Origin of the sequence: Limimaricola pyoseonensis, assembly GCF_900102015.1 — a bacterium.
In the GTDB taxonomy this organism is placed as follows: domain Bacteria; phylum Pseudomonadota; class Alphaproteobacteria; order Rhodobacterales; family Rhodobacteraceae; genus Limimaricola; species Limimaricola pyoseonensis.
This window is the reverse complement of record NZ_FNAT01000001.1, coordinates 1-11,901: the sequence shown is the minus strand read 5'-3', so window position 1 is coordinate 11,901 and position 11,901 is coordinate 1. Positions and strand designations below refer to the sequence as shown.

Annotated in this window: 11 protein-coding genes; 4 read left to right on the top strand and 7 right to left on the bottom strand. The window is 71.0% G+C overall.

The window, feature by feature from the left end:
* The first annotated feature begins 15 nt into the window (after positions 1 to 15).
* Both BLT43_RS00055 and BLT43_RS00050 read left to right on the top strand, forming a co-directional pair.
* Positions 16 to 1,005: a polysaccharide pyruvyl transferase family protein gene (locus BLT43_RS00055; RefSeq protein ID WP_090109041.1), complete on the top strand. Its 990-nt coding sequence runs from the start codon at positions 16 to 18 to the stop codon at positions 1,003 to 1,005.
* Entirely contained in the window at positions 1,002 to 1,622 is a 621-nt protein-coding gene (locus tag BLT43_RS00050; RefSeq protein WP_090109040.1) for a glycosyltransferase family 29 protein, read from the top strand. Before BLT43_RS00055 ends, BLT43_RS00050 begins: the two co-directional genes overlap by 4 nt.
* Positions 1,623 to 1,629: 7 nt before the next feature.
* On the opposite strand, the gene BLT43_RS00045 is transcribed toward BLT43_RS00050, so the two are convergent.
* Positions 1,630 to 2,793, bottom strand: coding sequence for a M20 aminoacylase family protein (locus tag BLT43_RS00045; RefSeq protein ID WP_090109039.1), 1,164 nt, complete (start codon positions 2,791 to 2,793; stop codon positions 1,630 to 1,632).
* A gap of 97 nt (positions 2,794 to 2,890) precedes the next feature.
* On the bottom strand, positions 2,891 to 4,162 hold the full coding sequence (locus BLT43_RS00040; protein WP_090109038.1) for a DUF3422 family protein: 1,272 nt from the start codon (positions 4,160 to 4,162) through the stop codon (positions 2,891 to 2,893).
* A gap of 184 nt (positions 4,163 to 4,346) precedes the next feature.
* On the opposite strand from BLT43_RS00040, the gene BLT43_RS00035 reads away from it, so the two are divergent.
* Positions 4,347 to 5,351, top strand: a complete 1,005-nt coding sequence (locus tag BLT43_RS00035) for an LLM class flavin-dependent oxidoreductase (protein ID WP_090109036.1) — start codon at positions 4,347 to 4,349, stop codon at positions 5,349 to 5,351.
* Between the two features lie 79 nt (positions 5,352 to 5,430).
* Here BLT43_RS00035 and BLT43_RS00030 read toward each other — a convergent pair whose 3' ends face one another.
* On the bottom strand, positions 5,431 to 6,600 hold the full coding sequence (locus tag BLT43_RS00030) for a type III PLP-dependent enzyme (protein ID WP_165612505.1): 1,170 nt from the start codon (positions 6,598 to 6,600) through the stop codon (positions 5,431 to 5,433).
* A 291-nt stretch (positions 6,601 to 6,891) separates the two neighbouring features.
* Between BLT43_RS00030 and BLT43_RS00025 the strand changes: the two genes are divergently transcribed.
* Positions 6,892 to 7,440: a pseudouridine synthase gene (locus tag BLT43_RS00025; RefSeq protein ID WP_090109033.1), complete on the top strand. Its 549-nt coding sequence runs from the start codon at positions 6,892 to 6,894 to the stop codon at positions 7,438 to 7,440.
* Positions 7,441 to 7,450: 10 nt separating this feature from the next.
* Here the strand turns inward: BLT43_RS00025 and BLT43_RS00020 are convergent, their stop codons facing one another.
* The 4 genes from BLT43_RS00020 to BLT43_RS00005 form a co-directional block, all read right to left on the bottom strand.
* Positions 7,451 to 7,813: a VOC family protein gene (locus BLT43_RS00020; protein ID WP_090109029.1), complete on the bottom strand. Its 363-nt coding sequence runs from the start codon at positions 7,811 to 7,813 to the stop codon at positions 7,451 to 7,453.
* A 50-nt stretch (positions 7,814 to 7,863) separates the two neighbouring features.
* Complete coding sequence (locus BLT43_RS00015) at positions 7,864 to 8,766, bottom strand: DMT family transporter (protein WP_242652164.1); 903 nt, start codon at positions 8,764 to 8,766, stop codon at positions 7,864 to 7,866.
* Between the two features lie 84 nt (positions 8,767 to 8,850).
* The gene (locus tag BLT43_RS00010) at positions 8,851 to 10,350 is read right to left on the bottom strand and encodes an NAD(P)(+) transhydrogenase (Re/Si-specific) subunit beta (RefSeq protein WP_090109025.1); all 1,500 of its coding nucleotides are present in this window, start codon (positions 10,348 to 10,350) and stop codon (positions 8,851 to 8,853) included.
* Positions 10,351 to 10,362: 12 nt separating this feature from the next.
* The coding region (locus tag BLT43_RS00005) for a Re/Si-specific NAD(P)(+) transhydrogenase subunit alpha (RefSeq protein ID WP_242652163.1) at positions 10,363 to 11,901 on the bottom strand (1,539 nt) is incomplete at its 5' end.

Sequence of the window (11,901 nt, the reverse complement as noted above, 5' to 3'; positions counted from 1 at the left end):
TATGCAACCGGCGCCATGACCCGTACCGCCGTCATACTCAACGACACTTCGACCCGTTATCATCACGGCTGCGCCCGGGTGATGCGGCTTCTCGTCGATGGGCTCGAACGCCACGGGCTGGACGTGACCGCCCGCAGCCCGGCGCGCAACGACTGGACCCGCGACGAGGCCTTCCTGCGCGAGATGAAGCGCGCCAGCCTGATCGTCGTCAACGGCGAGGGCACGCTGCATCACGGCCGCGCCGCCGGCGCGGCGCTTCTGAAGGTCGCCGATCACCCGGCTCGCGGCCAGACCCCCCTGGCGCTGGTCAACGCGCTTTGGGAGCACAACCCCGACGAGTGGGGCGCGCGGCTGCGCCGCTTCGACCTGATCGCCGCGCGCGACAGCGCCAGCGCCGAGGCGATGCGCCTGGCCAGCGGCCGGGACGTGCGCTGGCTGCCGGACCTGTCGCTCTCGGCCCCGGCCGAGGTGTCCCCCACCCGGCGCAACGGCGTGATCGTCGGCGACAGCGTGAAACCCGCGCCGCGCCGCGTGCTCGGCGCCGCCGCCGCGCGCCTGCCGCAGGCGCGGCTGGTGCCGACCAAGACCCTGCGCTCGAAGATCTGGAGCGCCGCCCCGGCCCGCGCCGCCCTGGCCAGCGCCTGGTACGGGCGGCTACGGCTGCCGCCGCTCGAGATGCCGCGCGACGAGGCGGCCTATCTCGAACGGATCGCCGCGGCCCGGTTGCACCTCACCGGCCGGTTCCACGCCGTGTGCCTGTCGATGCTGACCGAAACGCCGTTCCTGGCGCTGGCCTCCAACGCCTCGAAGATCGAACGCCTTCTTTCGGATTCGGGGCTCGGCCTCGACCGGCTCATCGCGCTCGACGAGGCCGACGACCTGCCCGCGCGCCGGGATTTCGAGCCGCGCGAGACCGCTGCCATCCGTGCCTTCCTGGAAACCGCGCAGACCCGGGCCGAGGCGCTCTTCTCCGATCTCGCGGCGCTGGCGAAGGCGCGCAGATGAACCGGCTCCGCTTCGAGATCGCCAAGTTCCGGCAGGACGAGGCGCAACTCTCCACGCTGGGCCTGCCGCGCGCCGCGCTGCTGGAGCGGCTGGAGAGCCGGCGCGTGGCGCTGGTCGGCAATGCCCGCGCCCTCGCCGCCACCGATTTCGGGCGCGAGATCGACATGGCCGACCTGGTGATCCGGCTCAATTCCGCGCCGATGCCCGCCGCGCGCTCGCATGGCAGCCGCACCGACTGGCTCGCCATGTCCACCCCGGTGCCCGAGGCCACGCTCCGCGACCGCCGGCCCGACCTGCTGCTGTGGATGACGGCAAAGCGCAAGCGCCTGCCCTGGCGTATAGCCCGGCGCGAGGGGTTCCACCTCAACCCCGCGGACGAGAACGCGCGGCTGCGGCGCCGGCTGGACGCCCCGGCCACCACCGGCCTGATGGTGATCGACCTGCTGGCCCGCTCCGGCGTCAGCCGCGCCGCGCTCTACGGCTTCGACTTCTTCGCGTCGAAGTCGCTGTCGGGCCGGCGCGACGCCACGCAGGTGCCGCATGATTTCGATGCCGAGCGGCTCTTCGTCGAGATGCTGCTCAGCACCGATCCGCGCTTCGTCCACCGCAAGGGCTGAGGCGCGCTCAGGCCGCCGGCATCCGCCGCTCGACCAGCTCCGCCCACCACGAGCAGCCCGACGGGATCGCCTCGTCCGAGAAGTCGTATTCCGGGTGATGCACCGAGGCCGTGTCGCCGTTGCCGACGAGGATGTAGGCCCCGGGGCGCTCCTCGAGCATGTAGGCGAAATCCTCGCCACCCATGATCAGCGGCGCCTCGGCGCAGTCACCCGACACCGCGCGCGCCACCTCGGCCGCGAACTCGGTCTCGGCCTCGTGGTTGATCATCACCGGGTAGCCCTTGATGTAGTTCACCTTGGCGGTCGCGCCGAAGGCCCGCGCCGTGGTCTCGGCGATGGCGGTGAGACGCTCCTGCGCCATGGCGCGGAACTCGGGCGACATGGTGCGCACCGTGCCCTTCAGCGTCACCCGTTGGGCGATCACGTTGAAGGCCTTGGACGAGGTCTCGAAGGAGGTGACCGAAACCACGATCTGCCCGGTCGGGTCGGCGTTGCGGCTGGCGATCGATTGCAGCGCGATCACCACGTGGCTCGCCACCAGCGTCGAGTCGACCGTCTCGTGCGGCTTGGCGGCGTGGCCGCCCTTGCCCTCGATCGTGATCTCGAACTGGTCGGTCGAGGCGAAGAAGGCGCCGGGGCGGATCGCGAACTGCCCGAGCGGGATGCCCGGCCAGTTGTGCATGCCGTAGACCTCCTGCACGCCGAAGCGCTCCATCAGCCCGTCCTCGCACATCTCGCGGCCGCCGCCGCCGCCCTCTTCGGCGGGCTGGAAGATCACCACCACGGTGCCGTCGAAGTTGCGGGTCTCGCTCAGGTACTTCGCGGCGCCGAGCAGCATCGAGGTGTGGCCGTCATGGCCGCAGGCATGCATCGCGCCATCGGTCTTCGAGGCGTAGGGCTTGCCGGTCTGCTCGTGGATCGGCAGCGCGTCCATGTCGGCGCGCAGGCCGATCACCCGGCCCGAGTTCGTCTGCTTGCCGCGGATCACGCCGACCACGCCGGTGCGGCCCAGCCCCTCGGCCACCTCGTCGCAGCCGAAGGCGCGCAGCTTCTCGGCGACGACGCCGGAGGTGCGGTGGGTGTCGTAGAGGATCTCGGGGTTCTCGTGCAGGTCGTGCCGCCAGGCGGTGATCTCGGGCAGGAGCTCGGCGAAACGGTTCTTGATCGGCATCGGGAATCCTCGGCTGTCGGGGTCGCGCGCAGACTGCGCCCTCGCGCGGGCAGGTGCAAGCCGGCACCCCGCGCCAAGGTCGCCCCGCCTGCGCGGCCTAGTGCAGCTTCTGCCGGATACGCCGCAGTGTCAGCCAGACCAGCCCGGCCACCGGCAGCACCAGGACCGCCGTGAGCACCGCCTTGTCGATCCCGAGCCCGAGGGCGACGGGCCCGAACAGGTAGGCGGCGAGGCTCACCGCGTAGTAGCTGATGGCCACGACGCTCAACCCCTCGACCGTGCGCTGCAGCCTGAGCTGCATGTCGGCGCGCCGGTCCATCGACGCCAGAAGCTCCTGGTTCTGGGCGGAACGCTCGACATCCACCCGGGTGCGCAACAGGTCGGCGGCGCGGGCCGCGCGCTCGGAGAGCTGGGCGAGCCGGCGGTCGGTCGACTCGACCGTGCGCATCGCCGGGTCGAAGCGGCGCATCATGAACTCCGCGAAGGTCTGGCGGCCGCCGAAGCGGGTCTCGCGCAGCACGCCGATGCGCTGGTTCACCAGCGTCTCGTAGGCCCGCGTCGCGCCGGACCGGAAGCTCGACCGGGCGCGCAGCTCCTCGAGCTCGGACGACACCGACAAGAGCACCGCCAGCGTCGCCGCCGGGTCGCCGGGACCGGCCGCCATCTCGGAGGCGAGGTCCGAGAGCTTCGCCTCCAGCGCGGCGATCTCCGGCCCCATCCGGCGCGCCTGCGCCAGCCCCAGCATCGCCATCGCCTTGTAGGTCTCGATCTCGCAGAGCCGCTGCACCACCCGGCCGATCCGTCGCCCGCCGGTGCCGGGGCGCGCGAAGACGGCAAAGCGCATGTGGCCCGCCGCGTCGATCCGGAAGTCGCCCGCCACCATCAGCTGGTCGTCGAGCACGCGGCTGAGCGCGAGGCTCTCTGGCACGAACCACGATTCCGCCCGGCGCGCGATCTCCTCCTCGCCCGCCGCAAGCTCCACCCGCACCAGCGCGGAGGTCAGCCGCCGCCCCGGCGCGGCCTCGAGCCAGTCGGCGGGAAACCCGGCGAGACCCTCGCGGAACGGCGGCTCCGAGGCGCCGTCGGTCAGGATCATGTAGCTCACGAACTCGGTGTGGCTTTCCCATTTCAGCCGGTGCCGGCCGATCTGGCCGGACCAGTGCGTCGCCCCGGGCTGCGGATGCGGCGCGCCGAACCAGTCGAGCAGCGCCAGCAGATGCGCGCGCTCGGCCTCGGGGTCGCGGGGGTTGCCATCCTCGGGTCCGAGCGCCAGGTAGGCCGCCTGCCCCGGCGCATCCAGCGCCGGAAAGGGGCGCGCATGCAGCTCGTTGGCGAGCTCGTGCCGCAGCGGGTGGTCGGTGAGGGGCATCGGCGCTCTCCCGGTTTGACGCAGCGGCAGAATGACCGCGCCGCCCGGGCGAGTAAACCTGCGAAGTCGAACCCGGACAGCATGTTAGCGCATGTCTTCGCAGGCTGCGTCCGGGTTGTGCGCCCGCGGTGGTTTTCGCGCCGCTCCCGATCTCCCATATCGGGGGCCAAGCCAGGAGCAGATCATGCAGAACTATTCGCTACTCGACCTCGCGCCCGTGACCGAGGATGAAACCCCGGCCGAGGCGCTGCACAACGCCGCCGATCTCGCCCGCCATGCCGAGGCGCAGGGCTACCACCGCTACTGGCTGGCAGAGCATCACAACATGCCCGGCATCGCCAGCGCAGCGACGGCGGTGGTGATCGGCCATGTCGCGCAGGCGACCTCGACCATCCGCGTGGGCTCTGGCGGGATCATGCTGCCCAACCACGCGCCCTTGGTGGTGGCCGAGCAGTTCGGCACGCTCGACGCGTTGCATCCCGGCCGCATCGACCTCGGGCTGGGCCGCGCGCCCGGCACCGACGGCGCGACCGCGCATGCGCTGCGCCGCTACCACCAGAGCGCCGACGCCTTCCCGCAGGACGTGGTCGAGCTGATCGGCTATCTCGACGACGAGGACGGCCGCGCCCCGGTGCGCGCGGTGCCCGGCATGGGCTCGCGCCTGCCGGTCTGGATCCTCGGCTCCTCGACCTTCGGCGCGCAGCTCGCGGCCTATCTCGGCCTTCCCTACGCCTTTGCCAGCCATTTCGCGCCGCAGATGCTCGAGCAGGCGATCACCGCCTACCGCGAGGGCTTCCGCCCTTCGGCCCGGCTCGACAAGCCGCATTTCATGATGGCGGCGGGGATCTTCGCGGGCGAGAGCGACGACGAGGGCGAGTACCTTCGCTCCTCGCAGATCCAGGCCTTCGCGCGGCTCCGCACCGGCAATCCCGGCCGCCTGCCCCGCCCGGTGCGCGACGTCGCGGCCCATGTGCCCGCCCCGGCGCTGGCGGGTGCGCAGGCGGCGCTGTCGGTCTCGGCCACCGGCGGCAAGGACAAGGTGCGGCGCGAGCTGCGCGAGATGGTCGAGCGCTACCGCCCCGACGAGCTGATGCTGACCTCAATGATCTTCGATCCAGAGGCCCGCAAGCGCAGCGTCAGCATCGGCGCCGAGATCCTGTCGGACATGAAAACGCCCGTCCCGGCCTGAGGCCGGAACGGGCGCGAACCGTCGTGGGAATGCAGCCCCGCGGGTCGTGACCCGGGCGGAGCGCTCCGCCCGGGATCTCTCAGATGGTCACGACGTCCAGCGGCGGGAAGCCGTTGAAGCAGACCGAGGAATAGGTCGAGGTGTAGGCGCCGGTGTTGCGGATCAGCACCCGGTCGCCCGACTTCAGGCCCAGCGGCAGGTTCACCGGGCGCTTCTCGTAGAGCACGTCGGCGCTGTCGCAGGACGGGCCGGCGAGGATGCAGGGACCGGTCACCTCGCCGTCGCGGGCGGTGACGAACTGGTAGCGGATCGCCTCGCCCTCGGTCTCGGCCAGCCCCGAGAAGCGGCCGATCGAGAGATAGACCCAGCGGTGCAGGTCGCGCTCGGACTTGCGCGAGGTCAGCATCACCTCGCAGGCGATCATGCCGGCCTCGGCGACCATGCCGCGGCCGGGCTCGGCCATCACGCGGCGCGCACCGGGGAAGCGGGCCTCGACCAGCGCCATCACGGCGGCGGCATAGTCGGTCGGCGCCTGGATCTCCTCGCCGTAGAAGGCCGGGAAGCCGCCACCGATGTTCAGCAGCTCGAGGTCGTGACCGGCTTCCTTGGCGGCGGTCCAGATGCGCGACAGCTCGTCGAGCACCGGGGTCCACATCTCGGCGTGGCGGGTCTGCGAACCGACATGGAACGAGAAGCCCAGCGGCTCGAGACCCAGCTCGACGGCGCGGTCCAGAAGCTTCAGCGCGGTGTCGCGGTCGCAGCCGAACTTGCGGGTCAGCGGCCAGTCGGCGGTCGAGGTCTCGACGATCAGCCGGACATAGACCTGCGCGCCGGGCGCGTGCTCGGCGATCTTCTCCAGCTCCTCGTCGGCATCGACCGCGAACATGCGGATGCCGGCATTGTGGGCGAAGGCGATGTCGGAGACGCGCTTGATGGTGTTGCCGAAGGAGACGTGCTCGGGACGCGCGCCCTGGCTCAGGCACAGCTCAATCTCGGCGCGCGAGGCGGCGTCGAAATGCGAGCCGAGCTTCACGAGGCGCTCGATGATCGCCGGGTGCGGGTTGGCCTTCACGGCGTAGTGGATGTCGGCGCGGCCGAGGCCCGCCTTCAGCGCGTCGTACTGCGCCTCGACCCGGTCGACGTCGATCACCAGCGTCGGCCGGTCGAACTCGGCCGTGGCGGCATAGGCTTCCAGGCGGGAATCGGCAACGAAGGAGGGGGCGCTGGCGCCCGCGACGAATGCAGTCATGTGCATCTCCGATAGAGTGACGGGGGCCCGGAGGGGGCCGGCGGTTCCAAGGGAGACGTTACCGTCGCTGCATAAACGCGTGCTGGGGTCCGTTCTCGCCTCCCATCCGGGAGGCTCGACCAGGCGTGGCCAGAGGCGCGTGCGTTGGCGTCTTGCGGGCGCATTTGGGGCAAGTGCCGAGTCGGATCAAGGGAAAATTCCAAGTGCGGGCGGATTTTTTTCCCGCCGGCCTTTCGCGCCCTGCCCCGCCTTGTTCTATAGGGGTCCGAGCCCTTGGGGAGAGTGCCGCCGATGCCGCGACTGGTCCTGTTCAACAAGCCGATGAACGTGCTGTCGCAGTTCACCGACGCGCGCAGCCCGACCCCGCGCGCCACGCTGTCGGACTTCATCGACCGCCCCGGGGTCTACCCGGCCGGCCGGCTCGACCGCGACAGCGAGGGGCTCATGCTGCTCACCGACGACGGGCGGCTGCAGGCGCGGATCGCCGATCCGAAGCACAAGATGGAGAAGACCTATCTCGTGCAGGTCGAGGGCGCGCCGGACGAGGCCGCGCTCGAGCCGCTGCGCCGCGGCCTGACGCTCAAGGACGGGCCGACGCAGCCCGCCCGCGCGCGGCTGATCGAGGCGCCCGATCTGTGGCAGCGCGACCCGCCGGTGCGGTTCCGCAAATCGGTGCCCGACGCCTGGGTCGAGATCGGTCTGCGCGAAGGCCGCAACCGGCAGGTCCGGCGCATGACCGCCGCGATCGGCTTTCCGACGCTCAGGCTGGTGCGTTGGCGGATCGGGCCGTGGAGTCTCGAGGGCCTCGGCCCCGGCGAATGGCGCGAGATCGACGCCTGAGCCGCGCGGCTCAGCCCGGCGCGGCGGGCTCCCACAGCTCGATCGGGTTGCCCTCGGGGTCGCGGATGCGCGCGAAGCGGCCGATCCCGCTGTCCCACTCGGCCCGGGTCTCGACCGCGATCCCCGCGCCTTCGAGCTGCGCGATCATCGCGTCGAGATCGGCGACCCGGAAGTTGACCATCCACTGCTGCTCGGGCCGGTCGAAATAGTCGGTGGCCTGCGGGAAGGGCATGAAGACGGTCGGCCCGGCCTCCTGCTGCCAGACCGAAAGCGAGATGTCGTCGATGCCGAGATGGGTCTTGTACCACTCGGTAAGCGCCGCCGGGTCACGCGCCCGGAAGAACACGCCGCCTATGCCGGTCACCTTTTCCATGCTCGCCTCCTGCCGCTGCCCGCCAAGCCTAGCATGCCGGGTGCGCCGCGTCAGCGCGGGCGCACCGGGCCGGGCTGCGCGCCGGGCCGCCAGCTGGCGAAGGTCACCAGCAACGCCGCTCCGGTGATCGCCGCCACGCCCAGGAGCCCGAGCCCGTCCGGCATCGCGCCGAACAGCACCGCGTCGAACAGCAACGCCCAGACCAGCCCTGTGAAGTCGAACGGCGCCAGCACCGCGACCGGCGCGCGTGCCACCGCCTCGGTCGCCGCGACATGCGCGAGGCCGCCGGTCAGCCCGGCGCCGATCAGCCAGCCCAGCATCTCGCCCGAGGGCGCGTCCCAGCCCGAAGGCCATGTCGCGAGCCCCGCCAGGGCCGAGACCGCCGCGAACCAGAAGGCGATGGTCGAGGGCCTCTCGCTCGCCGTCATCGCCTTGATGTGCACGCGTAGCACCGCCATCGTCACCGCGTAGCCCAGGCCCGCCGCGACGCCGATCAGCGCGCCCTGCCCCGGCGCCTCGAGCGCCGAGCCGAGCATCGCCAGCACGCCGCCGAACCCCAGCGCCGCCGCGCCCCAGACCATCGGCCCGATCCGCTCGCCCAGGAACCACGCCGCCAGCGGCAGCGTCAGCACCGGGGCGAGGTACCCCAGCGCCTGCGCATTGGCGACCGGCAGCCAGGCCAGCGACAGGAAGGACAGCGCCATCGACAGCGCGCCGAACAGGCTGCGGGTCAGGTGCAGGCCGGGCCGTTTCGCGGCGATGGCCGAGGGAAATTCGCGGCACAGCGCCATGTAGAGGCAGATCGGGATCAGCGCCACGGCCGAGCGCCAGAACACGACCTGTCCCAGCCCGACCTCCCGCGTCGCCATCGCGACCATCGCCGACATCGCCGTGATGAGAAAGGCCGCGAGCAGCCGCAAGCCGATGCCGTTCAGGGGGGTGCGGGCCGACATGGCGCGACACTCGCCCATGGCGGGCAGGCCCGCAACGCGAAAAGGCCCCGCGGATGCGGGGCCTTTCCTCGTCTCTCGCGCCGGTCAGGCGACCCGAGTCAGCAGCTCGTCGAGCGACTTCTTGGCGTCGCCGTAGAACATGCGGGTGTTGTCCTTGAAGAAGAGCGGGTTCTCGATGCCGGAATAGCCGGTGCCCTGGCCGCGCTTGGAGACGAAGACCTGCTTGGCCTTCCAGACCTCGAGCACCGGCATGCCGGCGATGGGCGAGTTCGGGTCGTCCTGCGCGGCGGGGTTCACGATGTCGTTCGAGCCGATGACGATGGCGACGTCCGTGGTGGGGAAGTCGTCGTTGATCTCGTCCATCTCGAGCACGATGTCGTAGGGCACCCGCGCCTCCGCGAGCAGCACGTTCATGTGGCCGGGCAGCCGCCCCGCCACCGGGTGGATCGCGAAGCGCACGGTCTTGCCCTGCGCCCTGAGCCGGCGGGTCAGCTCGGAGACCGACTGCTGCGCCTGCGCCACGGCCATGCCGTAGCCCGGCACGATCACCACGCTCTCGGCCTCGTCGAGCGCCTGCGCCACGCCCTCGGCGTCGATCGCCACCTGCTCGCCCTCGACCTCCATCGCGGGTCCCGTGCTGCCGCCGAAGCCGCCGAGGATGACCGAGACGAACTTGCGGTTCATCGCCTTGCACATGATGTAGGACAGGATCGCGCCCGAGGCGCCCACCAGCGCGCCGGTGACGATCAGCAGGTCGTTGCCCAGCGTGAAGCCGATCGCGGCGGCGGCCCAGCCCGAGTAGGAGTTCAGCATCGAGACGACCACCGGCATGTCGGCGCCGCCGATGCCCATGATCAGGTGCCAGCCGATGAAGCCGGCGATGACAGTGACCAGCACCATGGTCCAGATGCCGGCCCCGGTGAGGTAGAGAAGCCCCAGCGCCACGCAGAGCGCCAGTGCCGCGGCGTTGAGCATGTGGCCGCCGGGCAGCTTCTTCGGCTTGCCGTCGACCCGGCCGGCGAGTTTGCCGAAGGCCACCACGGAGCCGGTGAAGGTGACCGCGCCGATGAAGATGCCCAGGGCCACCTCGGCCTTCAGGATCGCGATCTCGGCCGCGTCCTTCAGCGCCAGCTTCTTGCCGAAGCCGGTGAGCTCGCCGAAGAAGCCGCCGCCCGCGGCCTGAAGCTCGTCGGGGTCCAGGAGCGCCAGCGCCGCGCGGTCGAGCCCGAGCCCGGCCAGCGTCGCCTCGATGTCGGCGAGCATGATGTCGGCGTTGAGCCCGATGAACACCGCGGCCAAACCGACGAAGCTGTGCAGCGCCGCCACCAGCTGCGGCATCTCGGTCATCTGCACCCGGCCGGCGACGACCCAGCCGGCGAAGCCGCCGGCGATCACCGCGATCAGGATCAGGAAGAGGTTGTGCACGCCGGGGCCGAACACGGTGGCGGCGACCGCCACCGCCATGCCCGCGATGCCGTACCAGACCGCGCGCTTGGCGCTTTCCTGGTTCGACAAGCCGCCCAGCGACAGGATGAAGAGAATGGCCGCGACGATATAGGCGGCCGAGACGATGCCGATGCTCACGATCCGGCCCCCTTACGACTTGCGGAACATGGCGAGCATCCGGCGCGTGACCAGGAAGCCGCCGACGATGTTGATCGAGGCGATCAGCACCGCGATGAACGAAAGCAGCACCACGAGGAAACTGCCCGAGCCGATCTGCAGGAGCGCGCCGAGGATGACGATGCCCGAGATCGCGTTGGTGACCGCCATCAAGGGCGTGTGCAGCGAGTGGCTGACGTTCCAGATCACCTGGAAGCCGACGAAGCAGGCCAGCGCGAAGACGATGAAGTGGCTCATGAAGCTCGCCGGCGCCACCGCGCCCAAAAGCAGCATCACCGCGCCGCCGGCGGCCAAGAGCGTCACCTGGCTGCGGGTCTGGGCGCGGAAGGCCGCGACCTCCTGGCCGCGCTTTTCCTCGGCCGTCAGCTCGCGCGGCTTCTCCTTCTTCGGCGCCGCGGCGATGGCCGCGGTCCTGGGCTTGGGCGGCGGGTAGGTGATCTCGCCCGCATGGGTGGCAGTGGCGCCGCGGATCACGTCGTCGTCCATGTCGTGGTCGACGACGCCGTCCTTGCCCGGCGTGAGATCAGCCAGCATGTGGCGGATGTTGGTGGCGTAGAGCGTCGAGGACTGCGCCGCCATGCGCGAGGGGAAGTCGGTGTAGCCGACGATGGTGACGCCGCCCTCGGTGACGAACTTGTCGTCCGGCACGGTCAGCTCGCAATTGCCGCCGCGCTCGGCGGCGAGATCGACGATCACCGAGCCGGGCTTCATCGCCTCGACCATGTCCTTCGTCCACAGCACCGGCGCGTCGCGGCCCGGGATCAGCGCGGTGGTGATGACGATGTCGGTCTCGGGCGCGAGCTCGCGGAACTTGGCGAGCTGCTTTTCGCGGAACTCAGGCGAAGACGGCGCGGCGTAGCCGCCCGTCGCCGAGCTGTCCTGCGTGTCCTCGAAGTCGAGGAAGACGAACTCGGCGCCCATGCTCTCGATCTGCTCGGCCACCTCGGGGCGCACGTCGAAGGCCTGCACCTGCGCGCCGAGCGAGGTCGCGGTACCGATCGCGGCGAGGCCCGCCACGCCCGCGCCGATCACCAGCACGCGGGCGGGCGGCACCTTGCCCGCGGCCGTCACCTGCCCGGTGAAGAAGCGGCCGAAATTGTTGCCCGCCTCGATCACCGCGCGGTAGCCGGCGATGTTGGCCATCGACGACAGCGCGTCCATCTTCTGCGCCCGGGAGATGCGCGGCACCATGTCCATCGCGATCACCGTGGCGCCGGCGTCCCTGGCGCGGCCCAGCGCTTCGGCGTTCTGGCCCGGGTAGAAGAAGGAAATGAGCGTCTGGCCCTCGCGCAGGCGGCCCAGCTCGTCCTCCAGCGGCGGCCGCACCTTGGTGACGATCTCCGCCTCGGCCCAGAGCGTCGCGGCATCCGCCACGACGGTGACACCGGCCGCCTCGTAGGCCGCGTCGGTGAACCCCGCCGCCAGGCCCGCCCCCGCCTCGACCAGGCAGTCATGCCCCAGCTTCTGCAAGTCCCGTGCCGAGGCCGGCGTCATCGCCACGCGCGACTCGCC